Raw genomic sequence first — 21,582 nt, 5'->3', positions numbered from 1 at the left:
TGAACTCGTACGCTCCGTTCCATGAGCATGGAGATCACGGCCTGGAACGCGCTGTACAACGCCCGCCACGCGAAGGACGACCAACGCCCCTTCTCCCGCGCGACGCTGCGTCGCATCGGCGGGTTCGCCGGCCCGCACCGCCGGGCCCTCACCTGGTTCCTGGTGCTCAGCGTCCTGACGGCGCTGCTCGCCGTCGCCACCCCGGTGCTCGCCGGACGCGTGGTGAACGCGATCTCCGACGGCGCCGAGCAGCGCGTGGTGATCACCATCGCGCTGGCCATCGCGGCGATCGCCGTCGCCGAGGCCGGCGTCAACCTCCTCGCCCGCTGGCTCTCGGCGCGGATAGGCGAGGGACTGATCCTGGACCTGCGCACCGCCGTCTTCGACCATGTGCAGCGGATGCCGATCGCGTTCTTCACCAGAACCCGCACCGGGGCCCTGGTCAGCCGGCTGAACTCGGATGTGATCGGCGCCCAGCGGGCGTTCAGCGACACCCTCTCCGGGATGCTGAGCAATCTGGTGATGCTGCTGCTCACCATGGGCGTGATGCTCTCCATCTCCTGGCAGATCACGGTGCTGGCGCTGGCGCTGCTGCCGATCTTCATCCTGCCGGCCCGCCGGATGGGCCGCCGGCTGGCGCGGCTCTCCCGGGAGGCCGCCAACCACAACGCGGTGATGTCGACGCAGATGACCGAGCGCTTCTCGGCGCCCGGCGCCACCCTGGTCAAGCTCTACGGGCGGCCCGACGAGGAGTCCCACGAGTTCGCGGTGCGCGCCCGGCGGGTGCGGGACATCGGGATCAGGTCGGCCATGTTGCAGATGGTCTTCGTCACCACCCTCACCCTGGTCTCGGCCCTGGCGCTGGCCCTGGTCTACGGCCTCGGCGGGTTCTACGCGCTCCGTGGCGATCTGGACTCGGGCGCCGTGGTCTCGCTGGCGCTGCTGCTGACCCGGCTCTACGCGCCGCTGACCGCGCTGGCCAGCGCCCGGGTCGAGGTGATGAGCGCGCTGGTGAGCTTCCAACGGGTGTTCGAGGTGCTGGATCTGCGCCCGCTGATCGAGGAGCGCCCCGACGCCCGCCCGGTCCCGGCCGGCCCGGTCTCCGTCCGCTTCGACGGTGTCGACTTCGGCTACCCGGCGCCCGACAAGGTCTCGTTGGCCTCCCTCGAAGAGGTGGCGACGCTGGACGCGCGCGGCGGCGAACAGGTGCTGCACGAGGTCTCGTTCACCGCCGAGCCCGGTCAACTCGTCGCGCTGGTCGGCTCGTCCGGCGCCGGCAAGTCCACCATCGCGCAGCTGGCCACCCGGCTCTACGACGCGGACGGCGGCAGCGTCGAGGTGGGCGGGGTGGATGTCCGCGAGCTGACGGCGGCCTCGCTGCGCGAGACGGTGGGCATGGTCACCCAGGACGGGCACCTCTTCCACGAGACGGTCCGCGCCAATCTGCGGCTGGCCAGGCCGGAGGCCACCGAGGACGAGCTGTGGGACGCCCTGCGCAGGTCCCGGCTCGACGACCTGATCGAGGCGCTGCCCGACGGCCTTGACACGGTGGTGGGCGAGCGCGGCTACCGGCTCTCCGGCGGCGAGCGGCAGCGGCTGACCATCGCCCGGCTGCTGCTGGCCCAGCCCAGGGTGGTGATCCTGGACGAGGCCACCGCCCATCTCGACGCCACCTCGGAGGCGGCGGTGCAGGAGGCCCTGGCGGAGGCGCTGGCCGGCCGGACCTCGGTGGTGATCGCCCACCGCCTGTCCACGGTGCGCGCGGCGGACCAGATCCTGGTGGTCGAGGCCGGCCGCATCGCCGAACGCGGCACCCACGACGAGCTGTTGGCGGCCGGCGGTCGCTACGCGGAGCTGTACCGCACCCAGTTCGAGACGTCGGCGGACGACGCGTCCGACGAGGTCCGGCCGATCACGGCGGAACCCGTCGCCTGACGTTCCGTCCGGTGCCCTCCCGCGCCGGCTCGCCCGGTCGGCGCAGCTCAGCGCGCGGGAGCCGGCGGCCGGTCGGACCATGATCATATGACCCTCACGCTTGATCATCTGCGCCGCTGCACGGTGGCCGCCGACCTCGGGGCGGCCCGCACCCGCGTCTATCTCAAACAGACAGGACTGATCGTGGACGAGCCGTCCGTGGTGGCGGTGAACACCAGAAACGGCTCGTTGATCGCGGTCGGCACCCCCGCCGAGCGGATGTCGGGGCGCACCCCGGCCAACATCCGGGTGATCCGCCCGATCAACGGCGGCACCGTCGTCGACATCGAGATGGCCCAGCGGATGCTGCGCGCGATGGTCGGCAGCAGGCTGCGGCGGGCCTGGCGCCGCCGCCCGCTGCTGCGGGCCGCCGTCTGCATCCCGCACGACGCCGACCCGCTCTCCCGCCGCGCGATGCACGAGACCATGGTCGGCCTCGGCGCCCGCCGGGTCGAGCTGGTGGACGGCCTGGTCACCGCCGGCATCGGCGCGGGCCTGCCGGTGGAGGAGCCGGAGGCCACCATGATCGTGCAGTGCGGCGCCACCACCACCCAGATCGCGGTGCTCGCCCTCGGCTCCATCGTGGCCGCCGAGAAGGTCCCGATGGGCGGCGAGACCATCGACCGGGCGCTCCTCCAACACCTCCGCAACCAGCACGAGTTGCTGCTGCCCAGCCAGGCCGTCAGGCCGCTGCACACGGCGCTGGCCAGCTCCCACGACCAGATCGCCGAGGTGCACGGACGGGATGTCGCCACCGGCCTCGGCCGCACCGTCAAGGTCGACCCCGAGTCGCTGCGCGCCGCGCTGCGCGCCCCCCTGACCGGGCTGCTGGACGCGCTGCGCTCCGTGCTGCACCGCTGCCCGCCCGACCTGGTCGCCGACCTCACCGACCGGGGCATCGTGCTCACCGGCGGCGCCGCCGAACTGCCGGGCCTGGACGAGGCGGTGCGGCACAACACCGGGGTCCCCGTCACCGTGGCCGCCGACCCGGGGCTGTGCGCGGTGCTGGGCCTCGGCGCGCTGCTCGAAGGACGGATCACCGCCCAGGTGCCCGCGCCGGAGCCCATCCCGGCCTGACCCCGGCGGCGGCCGGCCCCCTCCGTGCCCCGCCGGGAGGGGGCACGGAAGGGGCGGCGTGGTCGTGGTGTCATGGGGTGGGCAGAAGAGAACGTCAAGACCACCACTGTGAGAGCGCGAGAGAAGGCGTGAGGCTTTCATGAGCACGCACTACGACGTCGTCGTCCTGGGCGCGGGGCCCGGGGGCTACACCGCGGCCGTCCGGGCCACCCAGCTGGGGCTGCGGACCGCGATCGTCGAGGAGAAGTACTGGGGCGGGGTGTGCCTGAACGTCGGCTGTATCCCCTCCAAGGCGCTGCTGCGCAACGCCGAGTTGGCCCACCTGTTCCAGCACGAGGCGGACACCTTCGGCATCCGGGTGGAGGGCAGCGTCACGTTCGACTACGGCGCGGCGTTCCAGCGCAGCCGCGAGGTCGCCGACGGCCGGGTCAAGGGGGTGCACTACCTCACGAAGAAGAACGGCATCACCGAGTACGAGGGTCGGGGCACCTTCACCGACGCGAACACGCTGGACGTGACGCTGACCGCCGGCGGCTCGGAGACCGTCACCTTCGACCACTGCGTGATCGCCGCCGGCGCCACCACCCGTCTGCTGCCCGGCACCAGCCTCAGCGACCGGGTGGTCACCTATGAGGAGCAGATCCTCAGCGAGACGCTGCCGGGCAGCATCGTCATCGCGGGGGCGGGCGCGATCGGCGTCGAGTTCGCCTATGTGCTGCGCAACTACGGCGTGGATGTCACCATCGTCGAGTTCCTGGACCGGCTGGTCCCGTTGGAGGACGTGGAGGTCTCCAAGGAGCTGGCCCGGCAGTACCGCAAGCTGGGCATCAAGGTGCTGACCTCGACCCGGGTGGACGGCATCGACGACTCCGACCCGAACGCCCCGGTGCGGGTGACCGTCACCGACGGCAAGGGCGCCCAGCAGGTGCTCGAGGCCGACAAGGTGCTCCAGGCGATCGGCTTCGCGCCCCGCGTCGAGGGCTACGGCCTGGAGCGGACCGGCGTCCAGCTCACCGAACGCCGCGCCATCGAGATCGACGGCCGGGGCCGCACCAGCGTCCCGCACATCTACGCCATCGGCGATGTCACGGCCAAGCTGATGCTGGCCCACGCCGCCGAGGCCATGGGCGTCATCGCCGTCGAGACCATCGCCGGCGCGGAGACCATGGAGCTGGACTTCACCATGATCCCGCGCGCCACCTACTGCCAGCCGCAGATCGCCAGCTTCGGCCTGACGGAGGCCCAGGCCAGGGAGCAGGGCTTCGCCGTCAAGTCGGTGAAGTTCCCGTTCACCGCCAACGGCAAGGCGCACGGCCTGGGGCAGCCCTCCGGCTTCGTGAAGGTGATCAGCGACGAGACCCACGGCGAGCTGCTGGGCGCGCATCTGATCGGCCCCGAGGTGACGGAGCTGCTGCCCGAGCTGACCCTGGCCCAGCAGTGGGACCTCACGGTCCACGAGGTCGCCCGCAACGTCCATGCCCACCCGACCCTGGGCGAGGCCGTCAAGGAGGCCATCCACGGCCTCGCCGGCCATATGATCAACATGTGAGCACCGGGAGTTGGGGCTTCCCGTTCCGGCCCCGGCCGGAACGGGGGGTCGGCGGGTAGGCTCGGTTCCATGGCCCTCAGCGCGGGTGACGTGGACCGGTTCGAGGCCGCCAGGCCGCGCCTGGCGGCCATCGCCTACCGCCTGCTCGGCTCCTCGATCGAGGCCGAGGACGCCGTGCAGGAGACGTTCCTGCGCTGGCAGGCCGCCGATGTCGACCGCGTCGAGGTGCCCGAGGCGTGGCTGACGAAGGTCCTCACCAACCTCTGCCTCAACCAGCTCGCCTCGGCCCGCGCGCGGCGCGAGACCTATGTGGGGCAGTGGCTCCCCGAGCCGCTGCTCGCCGGGGACCCGATGCTGGGCCCGGCCGACACCGCCGAGCAGCGCGAGTCCCTCTCGTTCGCGATCCTCACGCTGATGGAGCGGCTCTCCCCCGGCGAACGCGCCGTCTATGTGCTGCGGACGGCCTTCGACTACCCGCACCGGGAGATCGCCGAGATCCTCGACACCACCGAGGCGGCCAGCCAACAGACGTTCCACCGCGCCAAGAAGCATCTCGCGAACGGCCGCGCGCGCGTCGAGATCGACGAGGCCGCCGCCCGGCGGATCGTGAAGGAGTTCCTCACCGCGGCCACCAGCGGCCGGACCGAGCCGCTGGTGCGGCTGCTCACCGAGGACGTCATCTCGATCGGCGACGGCGGCGGGAAGGTCCCGGCCCGCGCCAAGGCGTTCGAAGGCGCCCAGGCGGTCGCCCGCTTCATGTGGGGCCTCTTCCGGCCGGCCGAGGCCAAACGGGCCCGGGTCGGCGGCGCGCCCGAGGTCCATGCCGCCATCGCCAACGGCGACCCCGCCTTTGTGGCGGTGGTCGACGGCCGGGTCATCGGCGTCGCGTGCCTGGAGATCACCGCCGACGGCATCGCCGCGTTCCGCAGCCAGGTCAACCCCGACAAGCTCGGACGCGCGACCGAACGGTGGGCCGCGACGGAGCACGGCGAACCGCTGCTCATCGCGTTCTGACCCCGCCGCCATGGTGTGAGGTGCCTCACAACGCCTTCCTGTCAGGAAACGGCCGGCTGCCCGGTTCAGGTGGTGAACCTCCCCACGACAGGAGCAAGGACATGCGGCATCGCATCATCGTCCTAGGAGCCGGATACACCGGAGCCGTCGCGGCCGGGCGTCTCGCCAGGCGGCTGCACCGCGAGGACGTCGCCATCACCCTCGTCAACGCCGAGCCCGACTTCGTCGAGCGGGTCCGGATGCACCAACTGGCCGTCGGCCAGGAGCTCAAGCCCCGGCCGCTCGGCGTGATGTTCGCCGACAGCGGCGTCGAGCTGAGACACGCCAAGGTCACCGGCGTCGACGTCGAGGGGGCGAGTGTCGACATCACGGGCGACGGCGGCGCGGAGGCGCTCACGTTCGACACCCTCGTCTACGCGCTCGGCAGCCGGTGGCACACCCATGGCATCCCGGGCGTCGCCGAGCACGCCCACGAGATCGCCAGCCGTCCCGGCGCGCTCCGGCTGCGCGCACGCCTGGCCGGTCTTGAAGCCGGCCAGGCGGTGGTCGTCGTCGGCGGCGGGCTCACCGGTCTTGAGGCCGTGACCGAGATCGCCGAGAGCCGCCCGGACCTCGATGTCGCCCTCGCCGCCCAGGGCGGACTCGGCGACTGGCTCTCGGCCAGGGGCCGGCGCCATGTGCGGAAGGTCTTCGACCGGCTCGGCATCACCGTGCACGAGCACTCCGCCGTCACCGCCGTCGAGCCCGACCAGGTCAGCACCGCCGACGGCGGGTCCCTGCCGGCCGCCGTCACGGTGTGGACCGCCGGCTTCGCCGTCCACACGATCGCCAGGGCCACCGCCCTTGAGGTCGGCGACAGCGGTCAGATCGTGGTGGACGCGACGATGCGCTCGGTCTCGCACCCGAACGTGTACGCCATCGGCGACGCCGCCCTGGTGGCGGGCCCGGGCGACAAGCCGCTGCGGATGTCCTGCGCCTCGGGCGTCCCCACCGCCTGGCAGGCGGCGGACGCCGTCGCGGCGCGTCTGACCGGCGGAAGGATCCCGAAGACGCGGGCGCGCTACTTCAACCAGTGCGTCTCGCTCGGCCGCCGGGAGGGCCTGATCCAGTACGTCAGCGCAGACGACGTCTCCCACCGGGCGGCCCTGTCCGGGCGGTTCGCCGCGCTCTACAAGGAACTGGTCTGCAAGGGCGCGGCCTGGGGCGTCGCCAACCCGACGCTGGGGCTGCCCACGCGGCGCCGCCGGATGGTGCGGGAGCTGATCCCCCAGGACCACTGAGGGGAACCGTCCGGGCCGGCGGGGCGGCGGTTCAGGGGTTGGGCGGGTCAGGGGTGGGCGGGGCGCGGCTACTCCCCACGCCGTACGCGGGGGGCGGGCCGCGCGCCTACCGTGGTCGGGTGACCACCAAGGACCTGGGGCGGGACCTGGCGCTGAGCGTGGGCGTGGGCTGTCTCACGGCTGCCGACCTGGCGTCCAACGTTCCCGGCTCGCGCGAGGACGACCCGCTGAGCTGGACGCTGTTCGCCGTCTCGGTGCTCGGCCTGGCCTGGCACCGGCGCCGACCGCTGATCGCGGTGGTGGTCACCGGAGCGGGCTCGCTCGGCTGGACGCTGATCGGGCATCTGGGCGAACTGCTCAACCTGCCCTGGATGGTGGCGCTCTACTTCCTCGCCGCCTCGGGCGAGCGGCGGCGGACCCTGTGGGTGGGGGCGATCGCCGTCCTCGCCTCCGGCGCCGCCTCCGTGCTGGCCGGGCAGGAGGTGGGGCGGCCGGTGCCCTCGCCCGTGTTGGAGATGGGTATCCCGGTGGTGCCGCTGCTGCTGGGCGAAGTGGTGCGCGGACGGCGCGAGTTGACCGCCTCCTACGCCGAACGGGCGCATCGGGCCGAGCGGGAGCGCGAACGGGAGGCCGAGCGCCGGGTACGGGAGGAGCGGATGCGGATCGCCAGGGAGCTGCACGACATCGTGGCGCACACCGTCTCGGCGATGACCGTGCAGGCCGGGGTGGCGCTGGACGCGCTCGATCGCCGGCCCGAGGTGAGCCGCGCGGCGCTGCGGCAGGTCCGTGCCTCGGGCCGGGAGGCGGTCAGCGAGCTGCGCACCACGCTGAAGGTGCTGCGCGACGAGCCGGACGAACCGGTCTCGCCGGCGCCCCGGCTGGCGCAACTGCCCGAGCTGATCGGCAGATTTCCCGAGGATCGGCCCCGGGTGCGCCTGCACGGGGGCGGCCTGCTGGACGACGGCGACGCGGTATCCCCCCTTGTCCAGCTCGCGGCCTACCGGATCGTCCAGGAAGCGCTCACCAATGTGGTGCGCCACTCGCGGGCCCGGCGGGCCGCCGTCTCCCTGCACCGCGACGAGCTCGGCGGCCTCACCGTCGAGGTGGTGGACGAGGGGCCGGCGCGTCCGGGGGGCGGTTCGGCCGAGACCGGCTTCGGTCTGCTGGGCATGCGGGAGCGGGCGCACGCGGTCGGCGGCACCCTGGAGTACGGGCCCCTGCCCGACGGCGGCTTCCGGGTGCGCGCCACCCTGCCGGACGAAAGGCCCGGAGGCGAGCACGGGACGCGGGAAGGGCGGACGACATGACGGCGGACCGGACGCGGGTGGTGCTGGCGGACGACCAGACCGTGGTCAGGGCCGGGTTCCGGGCGCTGCTCGACCTGACGGACGACCTGGTGGTGGTCGCCGAGGCGGGCGACGGCGAACGGGCGCTGGACGCGGTGCGCACCACCCGCCCCGATGTGGTGTTGATGGACATCAGGATGCCCCGTGTGGACGGCCTGGAGGCCACCCGCCGGATCGCCGCCGATCCCGCGCTGGACGCGGTCAGGGTGCTGGTCCTCACCACCTACGAGGCGGACGAGTATGTCTTCGAGGCGCTGCGCGCCGGCGCCGCCGGCTTCCTGCTCAAGGACATCGAGCCGGACGCGCTGCGCGAGGCGATCCGCGCGGTGGCCACCGGCCGGAGCCTGCTGGCGCCCGCCGTCACCCGGCGGGTGATCGAGGAGTTCGCCAGGCTCCGCGCCCCGCTGGACGACGGCGCCCACCGGCTGGCGCCGCTGACCGGCCGGGAGCGCGAGGTGATGGCGCTGGTCGCCGCCGGGCTCACCAACGAGGAGATCGGCGCCCGGTTGCTGATGTCGCCGCTGACCGCCAAGACCCATGTCAGCCGCGCCATGACCAAGCTCGGCGCCAGGGACCGCGCGCAGCTGGTGGTCATCGCCTACGAGACGGGCCTGGTGCGGGCCGGCTTCGCCGACTGAGCACCGCCGGGCGCCGACGGCTGCTCCCTGTGGTGTAGCAGCCGACTCCCGGCGGCGGATGGCGGGGCGCGGCGCGCGGCCTAGCGTCGGTCAGGTGATCGAAGCAGAGCGACTCACCAAACGCCATGGCGCGGTGACGGCCGTCGACCGGCTGTCCTTCGCGGTCCGGCCCGGCCGGGTCACCGGCTTTCTGGGGCCCAACGGGGCCGGCAAGTCCACCACCATGCGGCTGATCCTCGGCCTGGACACGCCCAGTTCGGGCAGCGCCAGGATCGGGGGGCGCGACTATCGGGATCTGCCGGCGCCGCTCGGCGCGGTCGGCTCGCTGTTGGACGCCAGGGGCGTGCACGGCGGCCGATCCGCCCGGGCCCATCTGGCGGGGTTGGCCGCGGCCAACGGGCTGCCGCGCCGCCGGGTCGACGAGGTACTGGAACTCGTCGGCCTCGACCCGGCGACGGCGGCCAAACGCACCAAGGGCTTCTCGCTGGGCATGGGGCAACGGCTGGGCATCGCTTCCGCCCTGTTGGGCGACCCCGAGGTACTGATGCTGGACGAGCCGGTCAACGGACTGGACACCGACGGCATCCGGTGGATCCGCGATCTGATGAAGTCGCTGGCCGCCGAGGGCCGCACGGTCTTCCTCTCCAGCCATCTGATGAGCGAACTGGAGCTGACCGCCGAGCATCTGATCATCATCGGACGCGGCCGGCTGCTGGCCGACACCCCGATGCGGGAGTTCATCGACGCCCACTCCCGGCCCGCCACCCTGGTCCGCGCGGCGGAGGCGGAGCGGCTGCGCGAGGTGCTGGAGACGGCGGGCGCCCGGGTCGGCGCCGACGCCCGCGGCGGCTGGCTGGCCGAGGGGCCGACGGCCGAGGCGATCGGCGAACTGGCCCTGGCCCATGGCGTGGCGCTGAGCGAACTCACCCCGCACCGCTCCTCGTTGGAGGAGGTCTACACCGCGATGGCCGCCGCCGCCACCGAGTACCAGGGACGAGGGATCACCCCATGACGTTCACCACTCCCCCCGCGACCACCCCGTCCACCTCGAACACCCCGAACGCCGCCGCCGGCGCCGGGGGCGGGGCGCGGGCCGGCTTCCGGCAGGCCCTGGCCTTCGAGTGGATCAAGTTCCGCAGCGTGCGCTCCACCGTGTACACCACGGCCGTGATGGCGCTGCTGCCGGCGCCCGGCGCGGTCTTCGTGGCCGCGACGGACAGCCTCCAGCCGGACGACACGGTGCTCGGCGCCGGCCTCACCCTCGCGCTGCCGGCGCTGATCCTGGCCGCCGTGGTCGGCGCGCTGGTGATCTGCGGCGAGTACGGCAGCGGCACCATGCGGAGCACGGTGGCCGCAGTGCCGCGCCGAGGTACCGTGCTCGCCGCCAAGGCGGCGCTGCTGACGGGGCTGCTCTACGCGCTGATGCTGCCCTCCTGCGGGGCCGCCTACCTGGTCGGGGACGCGATGCTGGACGGCTCGCACGCCCAGGGCGATCCGCTGCCGGCGCTGTTCGGCGTGGCGGCGGCCTTCCCGGTGGCCGGGCTGCTCGGCCTGGCCCTGGGCACGCTGATCCGGCACAGCGCCGGCGCGATCACCTCGGTGGTGGGGGTGCTGCTGCTCCCCGAGCTGTTCGGCCCGCTCTTCGGCGACGCCCAGCGCTGGGTCGCCGGGCTCTCTCCCACGGCGGCGCTACAGAAGCTGACCCAGACCTCGGACGCCACGGCCGAGACGGTCGGCTCGCTGGGCGGCTGGCCCTCCCTGCTGCTGGTCGCCGGCTACACGGCGCTGACCCTGCTGGCCGCGGGGACGCTGCTGGCTCGCCGGGACGTGTGACGCGGGCGCCGGCAGCGCTCAGCCGGCCGTCCCACCCCCGGAAGCCGCGTCGTCCTGATCGTCGGCCGCCGCGTCGGAGTCGGTGGCCTCGGCGGATTCCGCGGCCTCGGCGATCTCCTCGCGGAGTCGGCTCTCGATGCGGGCCAGCAGCCGGGAGACCTGCATCTGTGAGATGTTCAGCCGTTCCGCGATCCCGGCCTGGGTCATCTCCCCGAAGTACCGCAGATACAGGATCTGTTGTTCGCGTTCGGGAAGGCGGCGCAGGGTGGGGCGCACCGTCTCGCGGTAGAGCACCCGGTCGAAGCCGGGGTCGGCGTCGCCCAGGGTGTCCACCAGGGTGTGGCCGTCGCCCGGCTGGCTCAGCTCGGCGTCCAGCGAGAGCGGACGGAAGCTGTCCAGCGCGGAGAGGCCCTGCCGGACCTCCTCGGTGGTCAGCCCGGCGGACTCGGCGAGGGCCGACTCGTCGTCGGGCCGGTCGTCCGGGTGGTTCTCCAGGCGGCGCTGCGCGGCGCGCACCCGCTGCCGCAACTCCTGGGTGCGGCGCGGGACATGGACGCCCCAGAGGTGGTCCCTGAAGTGTCGTCTGACCTCTCCGACGATGGTCGGCACCGCATAGCTCTCGAAGGCGTGGCCGCGCCCGGGGTCATAGCCGCGCACCGCCTTCACCAGGCCGAGGGCGGCGACCTGCGCCAGGTCCTCGGCGGACTCGCCCCGCCCCCGGTAGCCGCGGGCGAGCCGCTCGGCCATCGGCAGCCAGGCGCTGGTCACTTCCCGACGGAGTCGGTCACGTTCCACCCCATCCGGAAGTTCGGCTATGCGTTCGAAGTCACCTCGGGTGTCGGGGGCGTCGTCGTGCGGGTGGCCACGCCGGGAGCGCGGCGCGGAAGGCGGCCCGTTCACCCGGGTGGTGGTGCGGTTCCTGGCGCGGGGTCCGCGCTGGTCGGCAGTCCTCATATCGGCTCTCCAAGACGGTCGGGGCTCCCGAACTCCGCTCGGGAACGTGCCTTTTGTCCCGAGCACGTCCTATGCCCCTGCCCGACCCTCCCCGCCACAAACGGGACGGGCCACGCCTCTCGACGCCGCTCGTCCGCGTTGCCCGCGGTGCGGTGCGGAAGCAAAGTGAACCAAGGCGTCTAGGAGGTGCCCATGGATGTTCTCGTGCTGATCGGTCGCATCTTGTTCGTGCTCCTTTTTCTCAACTCGGCGATCGGGCATCTGACCCAGACCAAGGCGATGGCCGGATACGCCGGCTCCCAGGGCGTTCCCTACCCCTGGCTGGCCGTCTTCGGCTCGGGCCTGCTCCAGTTGGTCGGCGGGTTGATGGTGCTGCTCGGCGTCTGGCCGGACGTCGGCGCGCTGCTCCTGGTGATCTTCCTGGTGCCCACGGCGTTGCTGATGCACAAGTTCTGGACGGAGGACGACCCACAGGCGAAACAGAACAGCCTGGTGCAGTTCCTCAAGGACCTCTCACTGGCCGGCGCGGCGCTGATGCTCTTCGCCTTCTTCGCCCATGTGGGCGACGATCTGGGCCTCAGCATCGCCGGGCCACTGTTCGACATCGACTGACCGTCCCCCGCCGGCGGGGGTCATCGGCCGATCCGGCTTTCCCCTTCGCCGACGCGGCCACCGCGTGATCCCTTACCTTTGGTGACGGCCGGGAACCAAGGCGAGCGCCCTGCCGTTCCATAACCGACGAACGGGGCGAAGGGGGCTGCTCGGTGAATCTGCTCGATGTGCTGCTGCTCGTGGCGGCGATCGCGGCGGCCGTCTCCGGATTCCAGCGCGGGCTGATCGCCGGAGTGGTCTCGCTGGCCGGCTTCGTCGGCGGCGCGGCGCTCGGTGTCTGGCTGCTGCCCTTCTTCGTCGACCAGCTCACCGCCGGATCGGTCGCCGCCACCGTGGTCGCGCTGCTGGTGGTGCTGGTGCCGGCGGCCGTCGGGCAGGCGCTGGCCTGGCCGTTGGCGCTGCGGCTGCGCAACGCGGTCCGCTGGGCCCCCGCCCGCTGGTTCGACGGCGCGGGCGGCGCGGTCTTCAACGCGGTGGGCGTGCTGCTGGTGGCCTGGATAGCCGCCAGCGCGCTGGTGCCGACGCCCTCGCCCGGGCTCAACCGCGAGGTGCAGGGCTCGGCCCTGCTCGGCGGAGTCCAGGACCGGATGCCGGCCACGGCGCCCACCTGGTTCAGCCGCGCCACCAACGCGCTCAGCGACGCCGGATTCCCCCAGGTGTTCAACCCCTTCGAGAACGACCCCACGGTCGATGTGCCGCCGCCGTCGGGCGACAACGTCACGGAGGCCGCGGCGATCGCGGCCGAGCAGAGCACGGTCAAGATCAACGCCACCTCGGGCTTCTCCGGCGGCCAGGAGGGCAGCGGATTCGTCTACGCGCCCGAGCGGGTGGTCACCAACGCGCATGTGGTGGACGGCGCCAGCGTGGTCGCGGTGCAGGTCGGCGGCGTGGGAGCGCGCCTGGAGGCCACGGTGCTGCTCCAGGACTCCGACATCGACGTCGCGGTGCTCGCCGTCCCCGGGCTCTCCGCGCCCACCCTGGAGTTGGCCGACGACGCGCGGCGCGGCGATCCGGCGGTCGTCGCCGGCTACCCGGAGAACGGCGGCCTCGACCTGCGCGCCGCCACGGTCGCGAGCCGCACCACGGCCCAGGGCCAGGACATCCACGGCCGGAACGTCGTCAACCGCGATATCTACGCGGTGCGCGGCCTGGTCCGCCCGGGGAACTCCGGCGGCCCCCTGCTCACCACCGAAGGCCAGGTGTACGGGATGGTCTTCGCCCGCTCGGTCACCCACTCCGAGACGGGCTATGTGCTGACCGCCGACCAGATCCGCCCCCATCTGGAACAGGCCGGCTGACCCGCGTCACGCTTCGCGCCGGGTGAGGAGCCGGCGGACGGCCTCAGCCGTCCAACGCCCGGCCGCGCCCGGCCGGGCGGCCAGATAGCCGGCGGTCGAAACGGCCGACCAACCGTGCCCGGCCATCAACCCCGAGCCCAACATCCGCAGATAGGCGGCGGCCGGCGCGTTCCCCGCCACCGCGTCCAGGCGCCAGGGCGCGGTGAACGTCACCATGGGGACGCCCTCGTGCTCCCCCGCCAGCACCAGCGTCTCGTACCGGCCGGGGCCGAGAGCGGCGCGGCCCGAGGCGCCGAGCAGCGCCGGCAGATCCAGATCCCGTCCGGGAGCGCGGCCCATCTCCTGCGCGGCGACATCGGAGAACTGACCGACCGTCAGCAGATGCGCGACCGCCGGCGCCCGTCCCGGCGCGTCCGGATCGAGGAACGCGCGCCCTCCCGACCAGACCGCCGACTCGGTGGCGAAGTACAGCACGCCTGGCAGCATCACGGGGCGGGTACGCGGCGGCGGGCTCGGATCGCGGCACCCCGGGTGGGCGACGCCGCCACCGGGCGGAGAGCCGCCCCGCAGATAGTGCCCGAGCCGCTCGACCGACATGTTGGACCCATAGGCCGCATACCAGACCAACCCCGACCCCTCGTCAGCCACCGGCCAGCCCCTTCCCTCACGATGTGACGCCCACCGACGCGGGTCAGCCGCCGGAGGCGTCCGTCGGGAGGTCGTCGATCCAGGCGTAGCGGGTGCCGCCGCCCTGGGTGGAGCGGAGTTGGTAGAGGCCGGAGCCGTCGCCGGCACCGCGGCGGGCGGCCAGCATCAGGGGCAGCGGCACCTGCCCCGTGATGACCAGGTCGACGGACCGGCCGTGGCGGGGCCCACCGTCGAAGCGGACGCGGATCACATGGTGCGTCGAGGAGGTCTCAGCCATGCCGCCAACCTAACCGCGCACCACTGACAGCCATCGCCCGCGCCGATCCGGTCCGCACCGCCATGACCCCGCCGTTCTCCGCCACCGCCCCGAGGGCGACCGTCCCCGACCCCACTCGAAAGAGTGACGTGGGGAACGTCCGTAGCACCCCGGGGAACGGAGGCGGAGACACAGGCGGAGACGCAGACGGGTCAGGGCGCGGGACGGAGGACGGACCGCTGGCGGCCCAGGCCCTCGATCTCCAACTCCACCACGTCGCCCGGCGCCAGATAGGGGAACCGGCCGGAGAGCGCGACGCCCTCGGGGGTGCCGGTGTTGATGATGTCGCCCGGCTCCAGCACCAGGTACTGCGAGAGGTGGTGCACCAGCACGGCCGCCGAGAAGATCATGTCACCGGTCGTGGAGTCCTGGCGCGGCTCCCCGTTGACCCAGGAGCGGAGCCGGAGCCGCTGGGGGTCGGGCACCTCGTCCGGGGTGACCAGGGCCGGGCCCAGCGGGTTGAAGGTCTCGCAGCTCTTGCCCTTGGACCACTGGCCGCCCGAGTCGTCGAGCTGGTAGGCGCGTTCGCTGACGTCGTTGCTGACCGTGTAGCCGGCGACATGCGCCAACGCCTCGTCGACGGAGCCGAGATAGCGGGCCCGACGACCGATCACCACCGCCAGCTCCACCTCCCAGTCGGTCCGCAGCGAGCCCCTGGGGATGAGCACGTCGTCGGAGGGACCGACGACGGTATTGGGCGACTTGTAGAAGATGATGGGCTGCTTGGGCGGCTCGGCCCCGGACTCGACCGCGTGGGCCGCGTAGTTCTGGCCGACGCAGACCACCGCCGAGGGACGGGCCACCGGCGGTCCGACGCGCTCCCCCGCGATCTCCGTGCGCGGCAGCAGGGAGAGTTCCGGCAGCAGGCCCGGGTCCTCGCTCAGCGCGGCGAGGAAGGCCCCGTCGATGTCGTCGGTGACCGGTCGCAGGTCGTAGTAGCCCGGTCCGTCCGGCGCGACCAGCACCGGACGTTCCCTTCCCGCCTCGCCGACGCGCATCAGACGCATGATCAGCTGACTCCCCTGGTTGGTTTCGCTGGTTGGTTTCGCTGGTTGGTTCGCTCGTTGATCCCGCAGGCACTCTCTCCCAGCTCGGTCCTTCGCTCAACCGTTTGGGTGCGAGAAGCGGAGGGGGAAGCGGAGCGAGCCCTCTTCGTCCACAGGCTGTGGATAACGCAACGGCGGGAATCAGCCCAGGTCCCGGGCGAGTTCGCTGGCGGGCGGCTCGTCGCCGTCCGGGGACGAGCCGTCCGCGGGGCCAGTCTTCCCGGCGCTGCCCGACGCCCTCGGACCGCCACGCGCGCCCTCCGGCAGCGACCGACCGAACGGCCGCCAGGCGACCAGGGTCAGCGCGGCCATCACCGCGAAAGCGATCCAGAACGGCCCGGTCACCCCGAGGGCGACGGCGATGGGACCGCCGATCAGCGCGCCCAGGGCGGCACCGCCCATGGAGAACATCATGAAGACGCTCTCCACCCGCCCGCGCAGCGCGTCCGGCACCATTCGCTGCCGCAAGGTCCGCACCACCACACCGAAGACGGCGTTGTGCGCCCCGAACAACAGCAGGACCGAGATCACCAGCCACACCGTCTGGGCCAGCGCGAGGCCCAGATGGGTGAGGGACTCCAGCACCAGGGCCGCCCGCAGCAGCGCGCTGGTGCGGAACCGTTCCGTCAGGCGCACCGCGCAGAGCGCGCCCAGCAGCCCGCCGGCGGCGCTGGCGGAGAGCAGCAGGCCATAGCCGATCTCGCCGAGTCCCAGCCGCTCCCTGGCGTAGAGCACCAGGACGGAGAAGCCAGCCAGCAGCGTGATGTTCATCAGCGCCAACGTGACGGAGATCATCCGGATCGTCGGTTGGTTCCACAGCCAGCGCACGCCCTCGGCGATCTCCCCGCGCACGCGACGGCGCTCGCGCGCCGGCTCACGCGCTGGCGCCTCCCCGTTGTCGCGCAGCGTCGAGATCAACAGCGCGGCCAGCGCGAAGGTGACCGCGTTGACGCCGAACGGCAGGGCGGCGGCCACCACGAAGAGCGCGGCGCCCAGCGGCGGCGCGGAGAACTGGTCGATCACATAGAAGACCACCTGCATCCGGGCGTTGGCCCGTGGCAGGTCCTCGCTCCGCACGGTCGCGGGGATCATCGCCGCCGAGGCGTTGTCGCCCAGCGTCTCGCAGGTGCCCAACAGGAAGCCGGCGACATAGATCACCGGCACATTGACCGCGTCGCCCCAGACCGCGAGCGCCAGCCCGCCGATCACGGCGCCCCGCAGCAGATTGATCACCACGATCAGCCTGCGACGGTCGAGACGGTCCACATAGACGCCGCTGACCAGGGAGAACAGCAGCCAGGGCAGTTGCTGCACAAACACGGCCCAGCCGATCAGCGCGGGGCTGGCGGTGACGGAGGCGACCAGCAGCGGGGCGGCGGCCTTCACGATGCCGTCGCCGACGTTGGAGACGGCGGTGGCCGCCCACAGCGTGTTGAACGGCCGCCCAAGACCCGCCCGCCGGGCACGGCGGCCTCCTCGTCGCATCAGCGCAGGCTATGCGTCCAACGGAACGTCCGGCCAGGGCATTTCGGGCCGGTGGGCGCCTCAGGGTTCGAGCGGCGGCGGCTCGCCCTTGGTGGTGGAGAGGTCGATCACCGAGAGCCCCGCGCCCTGGGGATCGCTGATGGTCGCCATCCGGCCGAAGGGGCTGTCCACCGGCCCGGTGTGCACCGTGCCGCCGAGGCGCTCGACCGTGTCCACGGCGGCGTCGCAGTCCGGCACCGCGTAGTAGATGTCGATGCGGGGCGCCGCGCTCGGCGGTGCCTCGGGGCCCGGCGCGTAGCGGCCACCGACCATCTGTCCTTCGACGTCCCAGACCCGGTAGTCCATGCCGTCGTCGTCTCCCATCCTCCGTGCGCGGAAGGGGAAGACGGCCGGGAAGAACGCGTCGGCCGCCGCCGGATCGCGGGTGGCGACCTCGCTCCAGCAGAAGCCGCCCGGCTGGTCGCGGCGGCCGAAGCCGCGGTGCCGGCCCGGCTGCCAGGCGCCGAAGAGCACCCCGCCCGGATCCCAGCCGAGCAGCACGGAGCCGAGGTCGCCGACCTCCATCGGCTCGGCGAGCAGCTGGCCGCCGTTCTCCCTGATCCGGGCGGCCGTCGCCGCGATATCGGGCGAGGCGTAGTACAGCACCCAGGCCGGCGGTACCTCCTGCCCCGGCAGCTGTGGCGCGAGCCCTGCGACCGGATGGCCGTCGGAGTACGCCACGGTGTAGTGCCCGTACTCCTCGGCACCCTCGTCGAAGGTCCAACCGAACAACGCGCCGTAGAAGGACCTTCCCGCGCCCAGATCGGGCAGGGTGGCATCGGCCCAACAGGGCAGCCCCTCGGGGAACTCGGGCATCTGTAACGACCTCCTGAACGGTCCCGCGTGCGTGCGAACGTCCCCCGATCACGACAGCCGATCCGGCGGTTTGTCCCGACTTCCACCGAAACCAGCGGTGAGGCGATGATGTCACCCTCCCGGGCCGCGCGCCCCCGCGCGCCGCTCATACCCCGGTGAGCCGGGTCGCCAGCGCGAGGAGAATGGGCGGGATGAGCACCGTCACGCCATCGGCGACCCCGGCCAGCCTGCCCGAGCCCTTCACCGACGCGTTCACCTCGGCGCCGCACGCCGTGCTCGCCGAGCTGCGCGCGGCGGCCCCGGTCCACCACATCGCGCTGCCCGACGGCTCCCCGGTCTGGCTGATCACCAGGGACGCCGAGGTCAGGCCGCTGCTGGCCGATCCGAGGCTGTCCGTCAGCAAACGGCACGCCCGCACGCCGTGGCGCGGTTTCGCGCTGCCGCCCGAGTTGGACGCCAACCTCCTCAACCTGGACGGCGCCGACCATCTGCGGCTGCGGCGGCTGGTCTCGCACGGCTTCACCCCGCGCCGGGTGGCCGCGCTGCGCACCGCGATCGAGACGGCGGCCCACCGTTACGCCGAAGGGCTGACGACGGACGTGGTCGCGGAGTTCAGCACCCCGCTGCCGCTGACCGTGATGAGCGACCTCTTCGACCTGCCCGAGGAGGACCGCCGGCCGTTCGCGCGCCGGATCTCCACCATGCTGGCGCCGCCGAGCCCCCGCGCCGCCGCCGAGGCGCTCGCCGAGGTGCACCGCTTTCTGCTGGGGCTGGTCGCCGCCCGGCGGGCCGATCCGCGGGACGATCTGCTCTCCACGCTGATCGCCGCCAGGGACGAGGCCGACCGGCTCAGCGAGGACGAGCTGGTCTCGCTCGCCTTCCTGCTGCTGGGCGCCGGCATCGAGAACGTCCAACACACGTTGAGCGCCGGCCTGCTGGCGCTGAGCCGGGAGCCCGAGCAGCTCGCCGCGCTCCGCGCCGACCCCGCGCTGCTGCCGGGCGCGGTCGAGGAGTTCCTGCGCCATGGGCACCCCAATCTGATGGCGCTGCGCCGCTTCGCGACCGAACCGCTCAGCATCGCTGGCGTCACCGTCCCGCGGGGCGACACGGTGCTGCTGGGGCTCGCCTCGGCCAATCGGGACCAGGACCGCTATCAGGACCCGGACCGCTTCGACATCCGCCGCGCGGAGCCGGCCGCCCAACTGGCCCTGGGGCAGGGGGTGCACTACTGCCTGGGCGCGCCGCTGGCCCGGCTGGAGATCGACGTCGCGCTCAGCGCGCTGCTGCCGCGCCTGCGCGCCGGCTGCTTCGGCCGGCCGAGCTGGACCACGAGCTTCCGTTCGCACGCCCTGAACCGGCTTCCGCTCGCCGCCGGGTAGAGCGCGTCCGAGGCGGGGCGTGGGTCGGCGAGCCGGGTGTCCGTTCACCGGTACGGATGAACCGTGGGCGAGGCGCGCGGGGCGCGGCGCGAGCCAGGACTACGGCCGACCGGGGGGATTCGGGCGTCGGCCAGCACTCACCCCGGGTACGGGGGCGCGTTCCCTGTGTCACCATCTGCGGCGTTCGGCACATCGTCGGGCGGCTCACTCGTCCCTTGCCCGCGCGTCCGCACGCGGCGGCGCGGTCTCACCGGAACTCAGGCATAGAACCGTGAAGATCACCTTTCTGCTCAACAACGCCTACGGCATCGGGGGCACCATCCGTTCCGTGGCGAACCTCTCCGCCGCCCTCGCCGAGCGCCACAGCGTCACCGTCGCCAGCCTCTACTGCCACCGGGACACGCCCGGGCTCGCCTTCGACCCCCGGGTGCGGCTGGTGGCGCTGATCGACCAGCGCGAGGGCTCGGCCGATCCGGAACTGCCCGCCGCCAGACAGCCGAGCGAGTGCTTTCCCGACTCGGTCGGCGGGGTCAGCGCGCTCAGCGACCAGCGGATGGCGGACTATCTCGGGCACACGGACGCCGATGTGGTGATCTCCACCCGGCCGGTGCTGAACGTGTACCTGGCGCGCCATGGCGTGCCGGGGCGGTATCTGCGGGTGGGGCAGGAGCACTCCACGCTCCAGGTCAGGGAAGAGGCGGGGCATCGGGAGCTCCAACTGGCGGCGGTGGCCGAGCTGGACGCCTTCGCGCCCGTGTCGAGCACCGATGCGGCGGCCTACCGCGAGGCCCTGCCGGCGGCGGCCACCCGGATCCGGCACATCCCCAACTCCTCGCCGGCGCCGGCCGTGGCGCGGTCGACCGGGGAGAGCAAGCTGGTCGTCGCGGCGGGCCGGCTGGTGGCCCAGAAGCGCTATGACGTGCTGATCGAGGCGTTCGCCCGGCTCCGCCAGGACTTTCCGGACTGGGAGCTGCGGATCTACGGGCGTGGGCCGCTGCGGGATCCGCTGCTGGCGCGCATCGACGCGCTGGGGCTCGCGGGCCGGGCCCGGCTGATGGGGGCGGTGTCGCCGATCGACACCGAGTGGGCCAAGGGCGCGATCGGCGCCGTCTCCTCCTCCTGGGAGTCGTTCGGGCTGACCATCGTGGAGGCGATGGCCTGCGGGCTGCCGGTGGTCTCCACCGACTGCCCCTATGGGCCGAGCGAGATCATCACCCCGGGCGAGGACGGGGTGCTGGTGCCGATGGACGAGAACGCCGACGTGCTCGCCTCCGGGCTCGCCGAGGGGCTGCGCGGGGTGATGGCGGACGCGCCGCTGCGCCGGCGGATGGCGGAGAACGCGCTGCGCACCGCCGCCCGTTACGAGCCGTCCGTGGTCGCGGCGGCCTATGAGGAGCTGTTCGCCGGCAGCCCGCGCGGCCGGGGCCGGCTGCGGCTGCGCACCCTGCTGCGGCGGCGCCAGGACCGCCGGCTGGTGGTGGCGGCGAGCGCCGACCGGCCGGCCCGGCCGGCGGCGCACTGCGTGGCCACGCCGGACGGCGGCTTCCAGGTGTCGCTGACGCCGGCCGAGCCGGGGGATCTGGTGCTGCGGCTGCGGGACGATCCGGAGGAGCGGAGCGTACGGCTGCCGCTGGACCGCGAGGGGCGCGGCACCGTGGGGCGGGCCGACCAGCGGCTCGCCGAGGGCCGTTGGGACGCGTATGTCACGGCCTCCACGGCTGCCAAGGCCCGCCGGCTGGTGGCGACCAGGGTGGAACAGGCGGCGCTGGTGGACGCGGTGCCATCGGTGGGCGAGCGGGGCGTGGCCTCCTGGATCCCCTATGCCACCAAGGAGGGGAACCTCTCGCTCCGCAGCTGGCTGCGGCCGACCCACGCGGAGGTGCTGGACATCGCGCTGGCGGAGGACGGGGCCACCGTCACCGCGACGCCGCACGGCCCCGGGGGCGGGGAGGCGCTGGCCGTCCTCGAACGGGAGCCGGAGGTGCTGGACTTCGCCGTCCCGCTGCGCGTGCTGTCCACCGGGCGGGTGCTGTTGACCATCCCCTATGAGACGGCCCTGGCCCAACCGCACGGGCGGTGGAACCTGCTGATCCGCGCGGCGGACGGGACGCTGATCCCGCTGGGCCGGATCGGCGGCGACATCGTGGACCGCAGGAAGACCGATCTCTATCCGGCGATCGTCCGGGGCGAGAACACCCTCAGGATCGGCTACACGGCCGCCCACGACCTGGTCCTGACCACCTCCCCGACGCGCCCGCCGCAGGCCGCGCACTGAGAA

General features: G+C 73.0%; 19 protein-coding genes. 13 read left to right on the top strand and 6 right to left on the bottom strand.

What is annotated here, in order from left to right; genetic code table 11:
- Positions 1-21 precede the first annotated feature (21 nt).
- The 9 genes from K4G22_RS16590 (at position 22) to K4G22_RS16550 (ending at position 10,711) form a co-directional block, all read left to right on the top strand.
- A complete protein-coding gene (locus tag K4G22_RS16590; RefSeq protein WP_228081016.1) occupies positions 22-1,935 on the top strand; it encodes an ABC transporter ATP-binding protein in 1,914 nt (637 codons plus the stop codon).
- An 87-nt stretch (positions 1,936-2,022) separates the two neighbouring features.
- Complete coding sequence (gene mreB, locus K4G22_RS16585; RefSeq protein WP_228081015.1) at positions 2,023-3,051, top strand: rod shape-determining protein; 1,029 nt, start codon at positions 2,023-2,025, stop codon at positions 3,049-3,051.
- Between the two features lie 139 nt (positions 3,052-3,190).
- Positions 3,191-4,600, top strand: coding sequence for a dihydrolipoyl dehydrogenase (gene lpdA, locus K4G22_RS16580; RefSeq protein ID WP_228081014.1), 1,410 nt, complete (start codon positions 3,191-3,193; stop codon positions 4,598-4,600).
- A gap of 69 nt (positions 4,601-4,669) precedes the next feature.
- On the top strand, positions 4,670-5,614 hold the full coding sequence (sigJ, locus tag K4G22_RS16575) for an RNA polymerase sigma factor SigJ (RefSeq protein WP_228081013.1): 945 nt from the start codon (positions 4,670-4,672) through the stop codon (positions 5,612-5,614).
- A 101-nt stretch (positions 5,615-5,715) separates the two neighbouring features.
- A complete protein-coding gene (locus K4G22_RS16570; protein ID WP_228081012.1) occupies positions 5,716-6,894 on the top strand; it encodes an NAD(P)/FAD-dependent oxidoreductase in 1,179 nt (392 codons plus the stop codon).
- A gap of 119 nt (positions 6,895-7,013) precedes the next feature.
- The gene (locus K4G22_RS16565) at positions 7,014-8,201 is read left to right on the top strand and encodes a sensor histidine kinase (protein WP_228081011.1); all 1,188 of its coding nucleotides are present in this window, start codon (positions 7,014-7,016) and stop codon (positions 8,199-8,201) included.
- Entirely contained in the window at positions 8,198-8,878 is a 681-nt protein-coding gene (locus K4G22_RS16560; RefSeq protein ID WP_228081010.1) for a response regulator, read from the top strand. Before K4G22_RS16565 ends, K4G22_RS16560 begins: the two co-directional genes overlap by 4 nt.
- Positions 8,879-8,972: 94 nt before the next feature.
- Positions 8,973-9,890 (top strand): ABC transporter ATP-binding protein, encoded by a 918-nt coding sequence (locus tag K4G22_RS16555; RefSeq protein WP_228081009.1) that lies wholly within the window; start codon positions 8,973-8,975, stop codon positions 9,888-9,890.
- The gene (locus K4G22_RS16550; RefSeq protein ID WP_228081008.1) at positions 9,887-10,711 is read left to right on the top strand and encodes an ABC transporter permease subunit; all 825 of its coding nucleotides are present in this window, start codon (positions 9,887-9,889) and stop codon (positions 10,709-10,711) included. The genes K4G22_RS16555 and K4G22_RS16550 overlap by 4 nt, the downstream gene beginning before the upstream one ends.
- Before the next feature lie 18 nt (positions 10,712-10,729).
- On the opposite strand, the gene K4G22_RS16545 is transcribed toward K4G22_RS16550, so the two are convergent.
- Positions 10,730-11,665 (bottom strand): SigB/SigF/SigG family RNA polymerase sigma factor, encoded by a 936-nt coding sequence (locus K4G22_RS16545; RefSeq protein WP_228081007.1) that lies wholly within the window; start codon positions 11,663-11,665, stop codon positions 10,730-10,732.
- A gap of 192 nt (positions 11,666-11,857) precedes the next feature.
- Here K4G22_RS16545 and K4G22_RS16540 point away from each other — a divergent pair, with 192 nt between their 5' ends.
- Together K4G22_RS16540 and K4G22_RS16535 are read left to right on the top strand one after the other, a co-directional pair.
- The gene (locus tag K4G22_RS16540) at positions 11,858-12,277 is read left to right on the top strand and encodes a DoxX family protein (protein WP_228081006.1); all 420 of its coding nucleotides are present in this window, start codon (positions 11,858-11,860) and stop codon (positions 12,275-12,277) included.
- A 152-nt stretch (positions 12,278-12,429) separates the two neighbouring features.
- Complete coding sequence (locus K4G22_RS16535) at positions 12,430-13,575, top strand: MarP family serine protease (protein WP_228081005.1); 1,146 nt, start codon at positions 12,430-12,432, stop codon at positions 13,573-13,575.
- Between the two features lie 6 nt (positions 13,576-13,581).
- Here K4G22_RS16535 and K4G22_RS16530 read toward each other — a convergent pair whose 3' ends face one another.
- From K4G22_RS16530 to K4G22_RS16510, 5 genes are all read right to left on the bottom strand, one after another.
- Complete coding sequence (locus K4G22_RS16530; protein WP_228084108.1) at positions 13,582-14,172, bottom strand: histone deacetylase; 591 nt, start codon at positions 14,170-14,172, stop codon at positions 13,582-13,584.
- A 94-nt stretch (positions 14,173-14,266) separates the two neighbouring features.
- Positions 14,267-14,500 carry a hypothetical protein gene (locus tag K4G22_RS16525; protein WP_228081004.1) on the bottom strand — a complete coding sequence of 78 codons (234 nt, stop codon included), beginning with the start codon at positions 14,498-14,500 and terminating at the stop codon, positions 14,267-14,269.
- A 191-nt stretch (positions 14,501-14,691) separates the two neighbouring features.
- Complete coding sequence (locus tag K4G22_RS16520) at positions 14,692-15,546, bottom strand: fumarylacetoacetate hydrolase family protein (RefSeq protein ID WP_228081003.1); 855 nt, start codon at positions 15,544-15,546, stop codon at positions 14,692-14,694.
- Positions 15,547-15,726: 180 nt separating this feature from the next.
- Entirely contained in the window at positions 15,727-17,070 is a 1,344-nt protein-coding gene (locus tag K4G22_RS16515) for an MFS transporter (RefSeq protein ID WP_228081002.1), read from the bottom strand.
- A 60-nt stretch (positions 17,071-17,130) separates the two neighbouring features.
- The gene (locus tag K4G22_RS16510) at positions 17,131-17,925 is read right to left on the bottom strand and encodes a VOC family protein (RefSeq protein WP_228081001.1); all 795 of its coding nucleotides are present in this window, start codon (positions 17,923-17,925) and stop codon (positions 17,131-17,133) included.
- 191 nt (positions 17,926-18,116) lie between these two features.
- On the opposite strand from K4G22_RS16510, the gene K4G22_RS16505 reads away from it, so the two are divergent.
- Positions 18,117-19,304: a cytochrome P450 family protein gene (locus tag K4G22_RS16505; protein WP_228081000.1), complete on the top strand. Its 1,188-nt coding sequence runs from the start codon at positions 18,117-18,119 to the stop codon at positions 19,302-19,304.
- A gap of 271 nt (positions 19,305-19,575) precedes the next feature.
- Positions 19,576-21,579 carry a glycosyltransferase gene (locus K4G22_RS16500; protein WP_228080999.1) on the top strand — a complete coding sequence of 668 codons (2,004 nt, stop codon included), beginning with the start codon at positions 19,576-19,578 and terminating at the stop codon, positions 21,577-21,579.
- The last annotated feature ends 3 nt before the right edge of the window (positions 21,580-21,582 follow it).

Origin of the sequence: Streptomyces profundus (genome assembly GCF_020740535.1) — a bacterium.
In the GTDB taxonomy this organism is placed as follows: domain Bacteria; phylum Actinomycetota; class Actinomycetes; order Streptomycetales; family Streptomycetaceae; genus Streptomyces; species Streptomyces profundus.
This window is presented reverse-complemented; position numbering and strand designations above follow the sequence as displayed.